21 protein-coding genes are annotated in these 13,745 nt (G+C 43.7%); 6 read left to right on the top strand and 15 right to left on the bottom strand.

Features of this window, described 5'->3' with window-relative positions; translation table 11 throughout:
• Positions 1–16: 16 nt before the first annotated feature.
• The 15 genes from rpsH to ACE1CI_RS04050 all read right to left on the bottom strand — a co-directional run bounded on the left by rpsH (position 17) and on the right by ACE1CI_RS04050 (position 7,776).
• Positions 17–418: a 30S ribosomal protein S8 gene (gene rpsH, locus ACE1CI_RS04120; protein WP_413268255.1), complete on the bottom strand. Its 402-nt coding sequence runs from the start codon at positions 416–418 to the stop codon at positions 17–19.
• 10 nt (positions 419–428) lie between these two features.
• Positions 429–974: a 50S ribosomal protein L5 gene (gene rplE, locus ACE1CI_RS04115; RefSeq protein WP_413268256.1), complete on the bottom strand. Its 546-nt coding sequence runs from the start codon at positions 972–974 to the stop codon at positions 429–431.
• Between the two features lie 152 nt (positions 975–1,126).
• Entirely contained in the window at positions 1,127–1,480 is a 354-nt protein-coding gene (gene rplX, locus ACE1CI_RS04110) for a 50S ribosomal protein L24 (protein WP_413268257.1), read from the bottom strand.
• Positions 1,480–1,848, bottom strand: coding sequence for a 50S ribosomal protein L14 (gene rplN / locus ACE1CI_RS04105; protein ID WP_413268258.1), 369 nt, complete (start codon positions 1,846–1,848; stop codon positions 1,480–1,482). The genes rplX and rplN overlap by 1 nt, the downstream gene beginning before the upstream one ends.
• A gap of 126 nt (positions 1,849–1,974) precedes the next feature.
• Positions 1,975–2,208 (bottom strand): 30S ribosomal protein S17, encoded by a 234-nt coding sequence (gene rpsQ / locus ACE1CI_RS04100; protein ID WP_413268259.1) that lies wholly within the window; start codon positions 2,206–2,208, stop codon positions 1,975–1,977.
• Between the two features lie 12 nt (positions 2,209–2,220).
• Positions 2,221–2,448, bottom strand: a complete 228-nt coding sequence (rpmC, locus tag ACE1CI_RS04095; protein WP_413268260.1) for a 50S ribosomal protein L29 — start codon at positions 2,446–2,448, stop codon at positions 2,221–2,223.
• 2 nt (positions 2,449–2,450) lie between these two features.
• A complete protein-coding gene (gene rplP / locus ACE1CI_RS04090) occupies positions 2,451–2,870 on the bottom strand; it encodes a 50S ribosomal protein L16 (RefSeq protein ID WP_413268261.1) in 420 nt (139 codons plus the stop codon).
• A 5-nt stretch (positions 2,871–2,875) separates the two neighbouring features.
• Entirely contained in the window at positions 2,876–3,622 is a 747-nt protein-coding gene (rpsC, locus tag ACE1CI_RS04085; protein ID WP_496615227.1) for a 30S ribosomal protein S3, read from the bottom strand.
• A 97-nt stretch (positions 3,623–3,719) separates the two neighbouring features.
• Positions 3,720–4,070 (bottom strand): 50S ribosomal protein L22, encoded by a 351-nt coding sequence (gene rplV / locus ACE1CI_RS04080; RefSeq protein WP_413268263.1) that lies wholly within the window; start codon positions 4,068–4,070, stop codon positions 3,720–3,722.
• Between the two features lie 94 nt (positions 4,071–4,164).
• Positions 4,165–4,443 (bottom strand): 30S ribosomal protein S19, encoded by a 279-nt coding sequence (gene rpsS, locus ACE1CI_RS04075; protein WP_193980734.1) that lies wholly within the window; start codon positions 4,441–4,443, stop codon positions 4,165–4,167.
• 118 nt (positions 4,444–4,561) lie between these two features.
• On the bottom strand, positions 4,562–5,425 hold the full coding sequence (gene rplB, locus ACE1CI_RS04070; protein ID WP_413268264.1) for a 50S ribosomal protein L2: 864 nt from the start codon (positions 5,423–5,425) through the stop codon (positions 4,562–4,564).
• A gap of 53 nt (positions 5,426–5,478) precedes the next feature.
• Positions 5,479–5,793: a 50S ribosomal protein L23 gene (locus ACE1CI_RS04065; protein ID WP_413268265.1), complete on the bottom strand. Its 315-nt coding sequence runs from the start codon at positions 5,791–5,793 to the stop codon at positions 5,479–5,481.
• The gene (rplD, locus tag ACE1CI_RS04060) at positions 5,786–6,418 is read right to left on the bottom strand and encodes a 50S ribosomal protein L4 (protein WP_413268266.1); all 633 of its coding nucleotides are present in this window, start codon (positions 6,416–6,418) and stop codon (positions 5,786–5,788) included. Before rplD ends, ACE1CI_RS04065 begins: the two co-directional genes overlap by 8 nt.
• A 100-nt stretch (positions 6,419–6,518) precedes the next feature.
• The gene (gene rplC / locus ACE1CI_RS04055; protein WP_413268267.1) at positions 6,519–7,154 is read right to left on the bottom strand and encodes a 50S ribosomal protein L3; all 636 of its coding nucleotides are present in this window, start codon (positions 7,152–7,154) and stop codon (positions 6,519–6,521) included.
• Positions 7,155–7,611: 457 nt separating this feature from the next.
• On the bottom strand, positions 7,612–7,776 hold the full coding sequence (locus tag ACE1CI_RS04050) for a hypothetical protein (RefSeq protein ID WP_413268268.1): 165 nt from the start codon (positions 7,774–7,776) through the stop codon (positions 7,612–7,614).
• A 1,166-nt stretch (positions 7,777–8,942) separates the two neighbouring features.
• Here ACE1CI_RS04050 and ACE1CI_RS04045 point away from each other — a divergent pair.
• From ACE1CI_RS04045 to ldpA, 6 genes are all read left to right on the top strand, one after another.
• Positions 8,943–9,419 carry an NAD(P)H-quinone oxidoreductase subunit N gene (locus ACE1CI_RS04045; RefSeq protein WP_413268269.1) on the top strand — a complete coding sequence of 159 codons (477 nt, stop codon included), beginning with the start codon at positions 8,943–8,945 and terminating at the stop codon, positions 9,417–9,419.
• 157 nt (positions 9,420–9,576) lie between these two features.
• A complete protein-coding gene (locus ACE1CI_RS04040; RefSeq protein ID WP_413268270.1) occupies positions 9,577–10,182 on the top strand; it encodes a vWA domain-containing protein in 606 nt (201 codons plus the stop codon).
• Between the two features lie 58 nt (positions 10,183–10,240).
• On the top strand, positions 10,241–10,696 hold the full coding sequence (locus tag ACE1CI_RS04035; protein WP_413268271.1) for a salt stress protein, Slr1339 family: 456 nt from the start codon (positions 10,241–10,243) through the stop codon (positions 10,694–10,696).
• A 234-nt stretch (positions 10,697–10,930) separates the two neighbouring features.
• The gene (locus ACE1CI_RS04030; RefSeq protein WP_413268272.1) at positions 10,931–11,536 is read left to right on the top strand and encodes a vWA domain-containing protein; all 606 of its coding nucleotides are present in this window, start codon (positions 10,931–10,933) and stop codon (positions 11,534–11,536) included.
• Between the two features lie 189 nt (positions 11,537–11,725).
• Positions 11,726–12,328: a vWA domain-containing protein gene (locus ACE1CI_RS04025; RefSeq protein WP_413268273.1), complete on the top strand. Its 603-nt coding sequence runs from the start codon at positions 11,726–11,728 to the stop codon at positions 12,326–12,328.
• 135 nt (positions 12,329–12,463) lie between these two features.
• Complete coding sequence (gene ldpA / locus ACE1CI_RS04020; RefSeq protein ID WP_413268274.1) at positions 12,464–13,642, top strand: circadian clock protein LdpA; 1,179 nt, start codon at positions 12,464–12,466, stop codon at positions 13,640–13,642.
• The last annotated feature ends 103 nt before the right edge of the window (positions 13,643–13,745 follow it).

Genomic DNA, 13,745 nt, shown 5'->3' with positions numbered 1-13,745 from the left:
CTAATGACTTTTGACTTTACCAGACATAGCAAAGCACTTCTCCACCTACATTTTGGCGACGGGCTTCGCGATCGGTCATAATCCCACTAGAAGTAGAGATGATCGCAATCCCAATTCCACCCAAAACTCTCGGTAAATCTTTGCGATTTGAGTAAACTCGTAATCCAGGTTTACTAACTCTTTTGAGAGCAGTAATAACGGGAGAGCGATTTTTTCCTTTATATTTCAAAGAAATTACCAGATGTTTTTGTACACCTTCGCCATCCTCAGCAAACTCACCAATGAAACCTTCATCTTGTAAAACTTTGGCTATTGAGCGAGTCATTCTTGTTGCGGGAACCTTTGTGGTTTGATGCCGCGCTAAGTTTGCGTTGCGGATGCGCGTTAGCATATCTGCAATTGTGTCGTTTACCGCCATCTTTTCCTCCTTATTGATCGCGGAATGGCATCCCAAAAGCCTTGAGTAAGGCGCGGCCTTCTTCGTCGGTTTTGGCTGTGGTAATAATGGAGATGTCCATGCCACGAATTTGGTCGATTCTGTCGTATTCGATTTCGGGAAATATCAGTTGTTCTCTTACGCCTAAGCTGTAGTTACCACGACCATCGAAGCTTTTAGGGCTGATTCCGCGAAAGTCTCTAATCCGGGGTAGTGCTAGGTTGATTAATCGATCGAGAAAAGCATACATTCGATCGCCCCGTAAAGTCACCATAATTCCCACTGGCATTCCTTCACGGATTTTAAAACCTGCGATCGCTTTTTTTGCTCTGGTGACTACTGGTTTTTGACCAGCAATTAAACCAATTTCAGTCAGTGAAGATTCCAAAGCTTTGGCATTACTAGCCGCTTCTCCTAAACCTCGGTTCAGGGTGACTTTAACGATCTTCGGTACCTGATGAATATTCGTGTAATTGAATTGTTCTTTGAGTTTGGGAACAATTGTTTCTTGGTAAGTGGTTTTTAGTTTTTGTGTCATTGGTTTTACCTGTTTTTCCTGGGCTTGGTCAGGAAATATTAGCTTTTAGATTTTAGCTTTTAGATTTAGGGATTTTGGATTAATTCTAGTCAATTCGACCAATCAAATTATCAATCCCGTTCATCAAGTAAATCCTTAAATCCCGATCGGTTTTATTTGTCGAGAATTTCCCCAGTTTTCTTCAACATCCGCACTTTTTTACCAGCTTCATTAAAGGTATAGCAAACGCGACTAGCGACATTTTGCTTGGTGGAATAGTGCATGACATTAGAACTGTGAATTGGTGCTTCAAAAGTAATGATGCGACCAGATTCACCTTCTTGTTGGGGTTTAACGTGCTTAGTTCTGATGTTGACACCTTGAACTACTACCTGACTTTCTTCAGGTATTGCCCGAATAATTTCTCCGACTTTGCCTTTATCTTTGCCGGAGATTACTTGTACGGTGTCGCCTTTTTTAACGTGCAGTTTAGTACGTTCTTTTTGGGCTTTTTTACTTTGAGGCATTACAGCACCTCCGGGGCGAGGGAAACTATTTTGGTGTAGTTTTTGTCGCGTAGTTCCCGGGCTACGGGACCGAAAACGCGAGTGCCTTTGGGGTTGCCATCGGCGTTGATGATCACGGCGGCGTTATCGTCGAAACGAATGCTCATGCCGCTTTCGCGACGCATAGCTTTTTTGGTACGCACGATGACTGCCCGCACTACGTCTGATTTTTTCACTGCCATGTTGGGGATTGCGTCTTTAACGACGGCGATAATCACATCACCCACATGACCATAGCGGCTGTTTCCGGCACCTAAAACCCGGATACACATTAATTGTTTGGCTCCGCTATTATCAGCAACATTGAGGTAGGTTTGGGGTTGAATCATAGCTTTGGGATTGGGGAATTGGAAACTAGTGAATTGGGAATTGGTAGTTGGTAGTTGGTAGTTGGTAGTTGGTTTTTTGCGATTACCTATTTACCGATTACCGATTACCGATTACCGCCTGACTACTTAGAGAATTTCGGCAACTTCCCAGCGTTTGGTACGGCTTAAAGGACGAGTTTCTCTGATGCGAACGCGATCGCCTTCGTTACACTTATTTTCCTCATCGTGGGCTTTATACTTTTTGGTTCGCACCACGATTTTGCCGTATTTGGGGTGAGGGGAACGGTTTTCGATCGCCACCACCACCGTTTTATCCATCTTGTTACTAACAACTAATCCGACTCTTTCTTTAACAGCCATTGCTCTCTACTCCTATTCTGCTTCTGGTTTCCCTTGAGCAGCTGCTTTTTGACGTTCGCCTTCCACCATCAATAATTGAGCTAGACGATGTTTAGCGTGTTTAAACTGGTGTGGCTTATCCAACTTTTGAGTTGCTTTTTGTAAGCGCAACTTAAACAATTGTTGTTTAATTTCGAGTATTTCCTTGGCTAGTTCAGCATCGGATAAGTCTCTGGCTTCAGAAATCTTGGATAAAGGCATCTTTACACCTGCTCCTGAGAACGCACGACAAATTTAGTTTTAATTGGCAACTTATTAGCAGCCAAACGCATAGCTTCACGAGCGGTTTCTTCGGGTACACCAGTGATTTCAAACATGATTCTTCCCGGCTTCACTACCGCTACCCAAAACTCAGGAGCACCTTTACCGGAACCCATCCGAGTTTCTGCGGGGCGCATCGTTACAGGTTTGTCAGGGAAAATCCGAATCCAGATTTTGCCACCCCGACGAATGTAGCGAGTCATCGCCCGACGACTGGCTTCTATTTGTCGAGAGGTGATCCAAGCTGGTTCTAGGGCTTGCAGACCGAAATCACCGAAGTTAAGGTCACCACCCCGAAAAGCCAAACCTGTCATCCGCCCGCGTTGTTGTTTACGGAATTTTGTTCTTTTAGGACTTAACATACTCTTTATCCCTCATTAGAACGGTCTTCAAACTGCTGGCGGCGTTTGTTTGGCTGGCGACGGCGATTATTTCCACCGGGAGCGGGAGCAGGTTCTACTCGTTCTTGTCCGGGGATAATTTCACCTTTGAAAACCCAGACTTTTACGCCCAAAATGCCATAAATGGTTTTAGCGGTCTGATATGCAAAATCGATATCTGCCCGTAAGGTATGCAAAGGTACGCGACCTTCTCTTGTCCATTCAGTCCGAGCGATTTCTGCGCCGTTTAAACGACCGCTGACTTGGACTTTGATGCCTTCGATTCCGGCTCTTTGAGCGCGTTGAATGGTTTGGCGAACTACTCTACGGAAGGAAACCCGTTTTTCTAATTGTTGGGCGATGTATTCTGCGATTAAGTTAGCGTCAGCATCAACTTTTGTGACTTCGACAACGTTGACGCGGATTTGACGATTGTTACCCAGAGCTTGTTGTAGTCCGAGTCGCAGATTTTCAATTCCGGTACCGCCTCTTCCAACTACTACACCAGGTCTAGCAGTACGAATTTCTAAATCGATTTGGTCGGCTTTCCGTTCGATTTTGACATCGGAAATGCCAGCTTTCTGTTCTTGATTGAGTTTTTTCTCGACATACTGGCGGATTTTATGATCTTCTTCTAAGATCTCCGGGTATCGAGATGGGTTGGCAAACCACCGAGAGCGGTGCTCTTGGGTGATGCCTAAACGAAAACCAACTGGATGAATTTTTTGTCCCACTGATACGTCCTCAACGTGATTTTAGATTTTAGATTTTAGATTTTAGATTTTGGGGTTTTGCGATCTGCAATCTAAATCTAAAAATCTTTCCTCCTAGTTATTGTTCTGCTTCCGCAACGGCAACTGTGATGTGACAAGTTGGCTTGCGAATTTGGTATGCACGTCCTTGCGCTCTAGGGCGAAACCGTTTTAGGCTAGGGCCACCATCAGCAAAGGCGGTGCTGACGACTAGTTTTTGGGGGTCTAAGCCTGCGTTATTTTCGGCGTTGGCAACGGCGGAACGCAATACTTTGAGGACTGGTTCACAAGCTTTGTAGGGCATGAACTCCAGAATGATTAAAGCATCCCGATAGGAGCGCCCACGAATTTGATCGAGAACGCGACGTACTTTATACGGTGACATTCGTATGTAACGTGCGATCGCTTTTATTTCAGTACTGTCAGCCATATTTTTCTCCACTTTTGTCATTCGTTATTTGCCACTTTTCATTTGTTAATCTCTTGACCAATGACCAATGACCAATGACTAATGACAAAACAATTTATCGACGAGCTTTAACATCTTTTTTGGAATGCCCCTTAAAGGTGCGAGTTGGCGCGAATTCGCCTAATTTATGTCCCACCATCTGGTCAGAAATGTAAACTGGTACGTGCTGACGACCGTTGTGTACGGCGATGGTATGACCTACCATTTGCGGCAGGATGGTAGAAGCCCTAGACCAAGTTTTGATTACTTGTTTTTCTTTTCTTTCGTTTAAGGCTTCAATTTTGCTCATCAAATGATCGGCAACGAAAGGCCCTTTTTTTAATGATCGACCCATAGTTCGATTTTGGATTTTGGATTTTGGATTTTGGATTTTTAATTCTGGATTTAGATTTTGAAATTTTAGATGTTTTCTGCTTTTGTAATCTAAAATCTAAAATCTAAAATCTAAAATTCTAAGCATCACGACCGCCACGACCGCGTTTAGACGCTTTGCGGCGACGACGCACGATTAATTTGCTGCTGGGTTTTTTCGGTTTGCGAGTTTTTGCACCCAAGGTTGGTTTACCCCAAGGTGTGACTGGCCCACTTCTACCGATCGGTGCTCTACCCTCACCACCTCCATGTGGGTGGTCTACAGGGTTCATCACGCTACCTCTAACTTTGGGACGGCGACCTTTCCAACGATTTCGACCTGCTTTTCCGGTGCTGAGGTTTCTCGCGTCGAGGTTGCCTACTTGACCGATCGTGGCGTAGCATTCCCGGCGAATCATGCGAACTTCGCCTGATGGCAGTTTCAGGGTGACGTAGTTCCCTTCTTTGGCTACGACTTGGGCGGTAGCGCCAGCAGCACGGACGATTTGAGCGCCTTTACCTGCTACTAGTTCTACGTTGTGAACGTTGGTACCCAAGGGGATGTTACCCAAAGGTAGCGCGTTACCGATTTCAAAGGGAGCTTCTGGCCCGGAGATTATTTCCGTTCCTACTGCTAAACCGTTGGGATGAATGATGTAACGCTTTTCACCGTCTCTGTAGAACAGTAGAGCCAGCCGTGCATTACGGTTGGGGTCGTATTCTATTGCTGCTACTTTGGCGGGGATGTTGTGTTTGTCGCGACGAAAGTCAACGATGCGGTAGAGGCGTTTGTGTCCACCACCACGACGACGACTGGTGATTACACCGCGATTGTTGCGACCTTTTGGCCGATGGTTTGATACTGTTAGGGATTTCTCTGGTTCGCTCTTGGTAATTTCAGAGAAATCAGAGATGGTACATTGTCGAGTACCGGGTGTGTATGGCCTAAAGGAACGGGTGCCCATTTTTTTTGCGTCCTCAGTTCTGGGTAAGAAGTTTTGCTCTCGTGCAAGGGGGATTAAACTTCTGGGAACAGGGTTTGTCTAACTTTTTCTACGTCGTCGGGTGCTATGGTGACGATCGCTTTTTTGTATCTAGCCTTAAACCCAACAAACTTGCCGACTCGACGTTGTTTTCTCGGTGGCAAAATGGTGTTTACACTTACCACTTTGACATCAAACAAATTCTCGATCGCTGCCTTAATTTCCGGTTTAGTCGCTTTGGGTACAACTTCAAAAGTGTACTTATTCTGCTCCATGAGAATAGTTGCTTTTTCAGTTACGATCGGGCGATAAACTATATCGGCAAGGTAGCGAGGATCGTACTCACTCACTGTAGACCTCCTGTATTTTTGCCAAAGCTTGGGGTGTCGTCACTAACTTATCGGCCCACAGTAAATCGTAGACGTTCAAGCAATCAGCTGAAATTAATTTCAACTTGGCAATATTCCGGGCTGATAAGTAAAGGTTTTCGTCTTTTTCTGAAACAATCAACAAAACTTTTGTTTCTGGTTCTACACCCCAACGAGTAAGTGCCGTTACTAACTCTTTGGTCTTGGGTCGAGGAAATTTTTCAGCAAAACTTTCGATTACTATCAGATCCGCATCCCGGCTCATTAATGCTGTTCTTAGAGCCAACCGCCGTTCTTTGCGGTTCATGTTGATGTTAAATTCTCTGGGTTTTGGCCCGAAGATTACACCACCACCACGCCACAATGGAGAACGGATAGAACCTGCTCTAGCGCGTCCGGTTCCTTTTTGTCGCCAAGGTTTGCGACCGCCACCACTCACTTCCGATCGAGTTTTGGTGCTGACTGTTCCTTGCCGTGCATTGGTCATTTGCCGTACCAGTGCGCGGTGGACAATGTGAGAGGCATTCTCTTCTTTAGCAACTTTCAACTCTAAAGTTGCTTGCCCAACTTCTTGCCCTTCCCAGTTTTTTACTACACAGTTAACCATATTCTTTGTCCTTTGTTATTCGTCATTTGTCATTTGTCATTGGTTATTTGTCATTGGGTTAAAGATAATAACTAATGACTAATGACTAATAACTCATTAACTATTTGCCGACCTTTTTCTCTGGTGTAATACTGAGCAAAGCACCTGGTTTACCGGGCAATGCTCCCTTGATTAAAATCAAGTTGCGTTCAGCATCGACGCTAACTACTGTTAGTTTGCGAATGGTGACTCGCTCTCCGCCTAAACGTCCTGCCATCCGCTTACCGGGATAGACTCTTCCTGGTGTCGTACCAGCACCCGTAGAACCGGGCAATCTATGGTTTTTGGAACCGTGAGCCATTGGCCCCCGTTTAAAGTTGTGGCGTTTTTGATATCCGGCAAAGCCTTTACCAATACTTGTACCAGCAACGTCCACGATTTGATCTGGGGCAAATATATCTACTTTAATTTCTTGACCCAGCTGATATTCACTGGGATTATCCAAGCGATACTCGCGCAGGTGACGCAAGGGCGCACTGTTAGATTTGGCTAAGTGTCCTTTTTCTGGCTTGTTGATTGCCTTGGAACTAGCTTCGCCGAATCCGAGTTGGATTGCAGTATAACCGTCTGTTTCTTTGGTCTTAATCTGCGTTACGGGGCATGGGCCTGCTTGAACTACGGTGACAGGAATGGCTTTTCCTGCTGAGTCAAAGATTTGGGTCATGCCTAATTTGGTGCCGAGGATTCCGATCGCCACAGTACGTGGTTTCTCCTTTATTTACGCACTACAATTCGCCAGATTCCCTTTTGGAGAACCCGTTTTCTTGACTACACTCTTCTGGACTTCAGTCGAATGTAATTGAACTGTTTCCAGATGTTCGGTCTTTTAGATGAGATGGTGTAACCTGAGCAAGATGACAATCAGACTATTATTGGACTTCCCAAAGATTTACTTCTTGGAAGTCCGATTATTAGCGTAAACTTGCTATTTAAAGCTGTTTGGTAGGCCAAGCACTAGCCTGGTCATTTTTCGCTGGCACTGGGACTTAAGTAGGGACACGGCATAATTAATTTTATCCGTGTGTCCAAAATATTTATGATGCCGTGTCCCTACTCAGTATCCTTTTGTTTAGCCAGATAAAATAATGTGGCTTGTTCGTTTACTTGACAGTACCGCCCACTTTTTGGTTACTCTTTGGCTCAAGCTGTTGGTGTTACAACTGCCAAAGTTGACCGAGCGCATCTATCCGGTTGGCTCTATTCAAGTATCCTTGCCACTCTTGAGCGAGAGCAGAGTTACTGAAATTGTTATAGTCGATGAAGATATCGCTATCTTTCACCTCTAATTCAGAACCGAACTTGAGAGTTTCCAACCTCATCCGGCTCCTGCGTGTGGTTGCTTTGTCAACAATAGTCCGTTGGATTACTCCGTTAGACCTTAACTCCTATTGGTTCGCTCCTATCCTGTTACCGCCTTGATGACTACTAGACCGTTCGACGCTTTGCTATCGCCTTTACATCCGGGCAATTACGGGAATGTCAGTCATTGGTTCACTGTACGCATAACGGTTTTCATCCCACTCTCAGTCAGTACTGGAGTCTTAGGCATATCCAGAGTTACTACTTTGGGAGCCTCCACAACGCTCATCCTACGTCTGCATATCTATGGCGTTACCCACAGCTTTGGCTTTTTAGGATGTCCTTCTCTTTAATCCATACGGTCTGGTTAACCTGCTGCTTAGTTTTAGTTGTAGGATAGATGGAATGTGATAGGTTCCTATTTAATTGTCTGGGGTATATCCTACAGACTCCCCCTTTCGGGGGCTTTTGCAGAGAAATTAAAGAGTTACTTCGTTCCTCATGTTCATTTCGCGTCAGATTTAGGTTTCTAGTATCCACCGGGGGCTGTTTTCACCACGACATTCATACGAACAAAATTATGAACAGCCTAGCCTCCCTTTTTATTCCGTGCTGGTGAACCCGATATGGTTGACTCAGTTGCTCAGGAACTACCCTGTTGCGACCATCTACCCTCTAAGGGAGACATCAATTTGGATGTCTTTGACAGCTAATTTCCATGCACGTAATTTTACGATGGTTCTTACTAGATTCACTATGCGTTAACCTTGTCTAACTCCACTAGCCGGGATTCTCTATTAGCTTCGAGTTACCGTCATTTAGCCCATGCACCGCAAGTCCGGGATACCATCCCCGAAAATGTGGGACTATGTATTCACTCCTGTGGTTTGGAGGAAGGGAATTTAACCCTCATGAACATGAAGTTGTCTAGGTTCTGTTGAAACCAGCCTCTCTCCCCATCTAACTAAGTAGTGTTTTGAGAGAACGAATCGCACTTGACCACAATTGTTTACTATAGACCATATTTTAAGAATTGTCTAGATGATGACAAAGATATTTTGCTTTTATCTATGGCAATGAAAAGTAAGTGTTATTTCTGGATTGGCTAATCAAGGACTAAAATTACTATATTTAAAGCTTCATGAAGCGATCGGGCAGTTAGCCACAGGCGATAGAAGACGAATTTATGGCATTAATTACAACTGGTAGTCAACTGATTAAAGATTTGGAAAGTTCTGGGGCGCTAGCACTCTATGTGCCACTAGAAGGGGGTTTTGAGGGTCGTTACCAAAGGCGGATCAGGGCAGCGGGCTATACAAGCTTGAACATTTCTGCTAAAGGTTTAGGCGATCTAAGTGCTTACTTGACTGGGGTGCATGGGGTACGTCCGCCACATTTGGGTAAGAAAAGCTTAGGTTCTGGTGCGGCTGTAGGTTATATCTACTATTTACCACCTCTGCTGAGTACTCAACTGGAACAGCTACCGCCTAAGTCTAAGGGACTGTTGCTGTGGATCATTGAGGGACACATTTTGTCTCGTCAGGAGATTGAGTATTTAACAATGTTACCGAAGATGGAGCCGCGAGTGAAGTTGGCGGTGGAGATGGGTGGCGATCGCTATTTCCGCTGGGAACCTTTAGCAAATACCTTAGCTGCTGCATAAGAGTATGTTGTTGCGCTTTAGCGAAGACAGCGCAACAACGTACCAGAGGGAAGCAGGGGAGACTTTAACTCTCCCCTGCTTGTTCTTTTGGGTGAAGGTAGATAAGTCTGAGGTTTTGATACCTTGGAAATAGAAATATTTAATGGAGATAAGATTTATGTTAGAGAATCGAGATTATACATTAATTATTGACAAAAGTGGTAGTATGGCTACTAAAGATCAGCCTGGTGGTAAGAGTCGCTGGGCGGCGATGGAAGAATCTACTATAGCTATTGCGAGTAAGTGTGAAGAATTAGACCCTGATGGGTTGACGGTTTACGTATTTTCAGGAAAATTCAAGCGTTACGATAATGTTACTGCGAGTAGAGTTAAAGATATTTTCCGGGAGAATGAACCTTCTGGAAGAACAGATTTAGCTGGTGTGCTTTTAGATGCAACTAATGATTATTTTCGGAGGAAAGCTGCGAGACAAACTAAACTAAATGGGGAAACAATTGTTGTAGTTACGGATGGGGAACCGGACGATCGCAAAGCGGTAATGCGCGTAATTATTGAAGCATCGCGCAAAATGGATAAAGATGAAGAGTTAGCGATTACTTTTATTCAAGTTGGCAACGATCAACAAGCAAGAACATTCTTAAAAGTTTTAGATGATGAGTTGCAAGGTGCGGGGGCAAAATTTGACATTGTAGACACAGTTACTATTGATGATATGGAAGATATGACTTTGACCGAAGTGCTGTTAAATGCAATTGTTGATTAATAGTTTGGCTGGAGAGATTCTGCAATTTAGTGATTAGCAGTATGAGGGCTAAAGAATTATGGAATCAATAGATGATATATTGGCTCAGTTAAAATCTGAGTATCAAGAAAAGGATAATCCAGGGCAACAGAAAAAGCAACCTCCTGTGGGAAAAGAGAAAGCGATCGAGCCTAAATTACCAAATCTACCACCGCCAGCAACATCAGGTCGAAAATCTTTCTCTCCTTCTTCACCGGAAGATGCTTTACTTTCACAGATTAAAGCTGAATTTGCGGAACAGGACAAAGCTGAAGAACTGAAGAGGCAACAACAAATCCAAGAGGAAAAAATTAAACAAGAAAGAATCAAACAACAGCAAAGACAAGCTTTAACTAAAGAAGCAGAAGCTTGGTTGAAGAAGTTAAATCCGCGATCGGCTGAAGGTCTTTGGTTTGAAGAATTTGCCTATAGTTATTCATCAAAATTAGAAGCAGCCATTGATTACTTGCAAGCTTTAAAAGAAACCCAATCTTAATAACTCAGTGGCATGGTGCGTTACACTGGCGTTTTTCTTAAATGCCGCAGGCTATACGCACCCTACGTATGAGCTATTTGTAGGGTGCGAAGCGTGATAACATAACGCACCATCTCACTCTTAATATTTCTGAAATTTTTCTAGCTTTGTCAATTTTATTTTTAGAGAGTAGGATAGGCTAGATGAGGAACGAGAAAAAGTTTTTCGAGTTGTCTTGTATGGGCTGGAGGTTCTATGCTTGAAGAACGCGACTATACATTAATTATTGACAAAAGCGGTAGTATGTCTACCCCAGATCAACTGGGTAATAGAACTCGTTGGCAAGCTGCACAAGAGTCAACTTTAGCATTAGCTAGAAAATGCGAACAGTTCGATCCAGATGGGATTACGGTTTATCTATTTTCCGGTCGTTTTAGGCGTTACGATAATGTGACATCGGATAAAGTCGATCAGATTTTCCGAGAAAACGATCCTTCTGGAACTACTGACTTGGCAGGTGTTTTAAAAGATGCTACTGATAGCTATTTAAAGCGGAAACAATCGGGGGAAACTAAGCCAAATGGTGAGACAATTTTGGTAATTACGGATGGGGAACCGGACGATCGCAAAGCGGTAATGCGAGTAATTATTGAAGCATCGCGCCAAATAGATAAAGATGAAGAATTAGCAATTTCCTTGATTCAAGTTGGTAAAGATCAAACAGCTACTCGTTTCTTGAAAGCATTAGATGATGAGTTGCAAGCTGCGGGAGCAAAGTTTGACATTGTAGATACAATCACCTTGGATGATATGGAAGGTTTCACTTTAAGTGAAGTGTTGATGAATGCGATTACCGATTAGGTAAAATTGGTAATGGGTAATTGATAAGATTTTCTCTGGTTGATTATCCATTACTTTTTGTTCGGGACTGGAGAATCGGAGGGATTATTACATATTAGTAAGTAATTCAGAGACTCTTTTAATCTGAAAATTCTTTCCCAGTCCCCAGTCCCCAATCCCCAATCCCCAATCCCCAAAGAGGTTATTAATATGCAAGACCGAGATTATACATTAATAATTGACAAAAGTGGCAGTATGTCTACTCCCGATCAAGTTGGTGGAAGGAGTCGTTGGGAAGCTGCACAAGAATCTACTTTAGCATTGGCGAGAAAATGCGAACAGTTTGACCCGGATGGGATTACGGTTTACTTATTTTCTAGTCGATTTAAGCGTTATGAAAATGTAACTTCCAGTAAGGTTGAGCAAATTTTTCAAGAAAACGATCCGGCTGGTACAACTAATTTGGCTGGAGTTTTGGAAGATGCAGTTAAGCAATATTTTCAGCGCAAAGCTTCTGGACAAACTAAAGCGGGTGGAGAGACAATTTTAGTTGTTACTGATGGGGAACCGGACGATCGCAAAGGTGTAATGCGAGTAATTATTGAAGCATCGCGCCAAATGGATAGAGATGAAGAGTTAGCAATTTCGATGATTCAAGTAGGTTCAGATGCTACCGCAAGTCGGTTTTTAAAAGCGTTGGATGATGATTTGCAAGGTGCGGGAGCGAAGTTTGATATTTGCGATACAGTGACAATGGATGATATGGCAGATATGACTTTAGCAGAAGTGTTGCTCAATGCAATTAATGATTAGCTGTTTGTTGTAAGCACTTTAGTCCTAGTCTGTTGTAAGCACTTTAGTGCTTCTGTCTGGAAAAGGTAACGACTGAAGTCGCTACAACGGACTCGACTGAAGTCGTGACAACGGACTTGGTGTTAATATAAAAGTGTGACAAATATTTACTCTCCTTTACATTCTCTCAGGGAAGGTCACTGGTTTAAGTTAATCTGCGGAGCCAGTTTCCAACACCTCCCAGCTGTAAGAAACCTAACATTGGTTTACACCTTAGCAGGTGCGGATTGTATTGATGTTGCAGCCGATCCAGCTGTGATTGCAGCGGCGAAAGAGGCGCTGGAGACGGCGGTGATTTTTGGCGAAGAAGCTCAACGGCGAGGGTTTGGCTTTAAAAGTTTGCCTTTGTTAATGACCAGTTTGAATGATGGGGAAGATCCCCATTTTCGGAAGGCGGAGTTTGATGCTAGTGAATGTCCAACTCAATGTCCCCGTCCTTGTGAAAGTATTTGTCCGGCGGAAGCGATCGTGTTCGATCGCCTAAATAATAATTTTTCTGGAGTTTTGGATCAATTATGTTACGGATGTGGTAGATGTATACCAATTTGCCCTAGCAACTTGATTTTCACTCGTGCTTATGTTTCCACACCGGAAGCTGTCGCGCCTTTGGTGTTCCAAACATCTGTTGATGCGGTGGAAATTCATACTCAAGTTGGTAGGTTAGCAGATTTCCAAAGGCTGTGGAGTGCGATCGCTCCTTGGGTAAATCAACTCAAAGTAGTTGCCATTAGTTGTCCCGATGGAGAAGGTCTAATTAACTACCTCTGGTCGCTGTATGATTTAATCAAACCTTTGCCTTGTGAGTTAATTTGGCAAACCGATGGTCGTCCCATGAGTGGCGATATCGGTGCGGGAACGACTCATGCTGCCATTAAACTAGGACAAAAGGTTTTAGCCGCAGGTTTACCCGGATATGTTCAATTAGCAGGAGGTACTAATAACCACACAGTTAGTAAACTAAAGACAGTTGATCTGCTTAATTCTAAGTTAGGCGATCGAGTAGCCACCTCACCCGCAAATCCTAGTCCGCAATATTTCACTAAATCCCAAAACTATATTGCTGGGATTGCTTATGGTAGCTTTGCTCGTGTAATGTTATCGCCAATCCTCGATCGGCTAGAGACAGTAGCCACGAAAACCGACTCTTTAAGTGCATCGATTATATTACCACAACCAAGAGTCAATTTGGAAGATTATCCCGAACTTCTCTGGCAAGCTGTGGCTTTAGCTGATACTTTGGTTTCCCAAATTAAATCATCCAACCTCAAAAAGTAGGCTGACAACCGATGAAATTGAAGTATGATTGTAGTATGAAAGTCAATACTCTGAATTTAACAATATCCAGGTTCTAAGGTCTAGCTAGGGCATAATCTGGCAT

Origin of the sequence: Floridaenema flaviceps BLCC-F50 (genome assembly GCF_041929275.2) — a bacterium.
In the GTDB taxonomy this organism is placed as follows: Bacteria; Cyanobacteriota; Cyanobacteriia; order Cyanobacteriales; family Aerosakkonemataceae; genus Floridanema; species Floridanema flaviceps.
Note: the sequence above shows the minus strand (reverse complement) of the source record. Positions and strands in the feature narration are given on the sequence as shown.

Coding starts and splice junctions, on each gene's coding strand:
- rpsS (WP_193980734.1), bottom strand. CDS start 4,443: ATGGGTCGATCATTAAAAAAAGGGCCTTTCGTTGCCGATCATTTGATG.
- rplD (WP_413268266.1), bottom strand. CDS start 6,418: ATGGTTAACTGTGTAGTAAAAAACTGGGAAGGGCAAGAAGTTGGGCAA.
- rplX (WP_413268257.1), bottom strand. CDS start 1,480: ATGCCTCAAAGTAAAAAAGCCCAAAAAGAACGTACTAAACTGCACGTT.
- rplV (WP_413268263.1), bottom strand. CDS start 4,070: ATGGCTGACAGTACTGAAATAAAAGCGATCGCACGTTACATACGAATG.
- ACE1CI_RS04025 (WP_413268273.1), top strand. CDS start 11,726: ATGCAAGACCGAGATTATACATTAATAATTGACAAAAGTGGCAGTATG.
- rplB (WP_413268264.1), bottom strand. CDS start 5,425: ATGGGCACCCGTTCCTTTAGGCCATACACACCCGGTACTCGACAATGT.
- rpsQ (WP_413268259.1), bottom strand. CDS start 2,208: ATGGCTGTTAAAGAAAGAGTCGGATTAGTTGTTAGTAACAAGATGGAT.
- ACE1CI_RS04040 (WP_413268270.1), top strand. CDS start 9,577: ATGTTAGAGAATCGAGATTATACATTAATTATTGACAAAAGTGGTAGT.
- rplN (WP_413268258.1), bottom strand. CDS start 1,848: ATGATTCAACCCCAAACCTACCTCAATGTTGCTGATAATAGCGGAGCC.
- ACE1CI_RS04050 (WP_413268268.1), bottom strand. CDS start 7,776: ATGAGGTTGGAAACTCTCAAGTTCGGTTCTGAATTAGAGGTGAAAGAT.
- rpsH (WP_413268255.1), bottom strand. CDS start 418: ATGGCGGTAAACGACACAATTGCAGATATGCTAACGCGCATCCGCAAC.
- rplE (WP_413268256.1), bottom strand. CDS start 974: ATGACACAAAAACTAAAAACCACTTACCAAGAAACAATTGTTCCCAAA.
- ACE1CI_RS04045 (WP_413268269.1), top strand. CDS start 8,943: ATGGCATTAATTACAACTGGTAGTCAACTGATTAAAGATTTGGAAAGT.
- rplP (WP_413268261.1), bottom strand. CDS start 2,870: ATGTTAAGTCCTAAAAGAACAAAATTCCGTAAACAACAACGCGGGCGG.
- rpmC (WP_413268260.1), bottom strand. CDS start 2,448: ATGCCTTTATCCAAGATTTCTGAAGCCAGAGACTTATCCGATGCTGAA.
- ACE1CI_RS04030 (WP_413268272.1), top strand. CDS start 10,931: ATGCTTGAAGAACGCGACTATACATTAATTATTGACAAAAGCGGTAGT.
- ACE1CI_RS04035 (WP_413268271.1), top strand. CDS start 10,241: ATGGAATCAATAGATGATATATTGGCTCAGTTAAAATCTGAGTATCAA.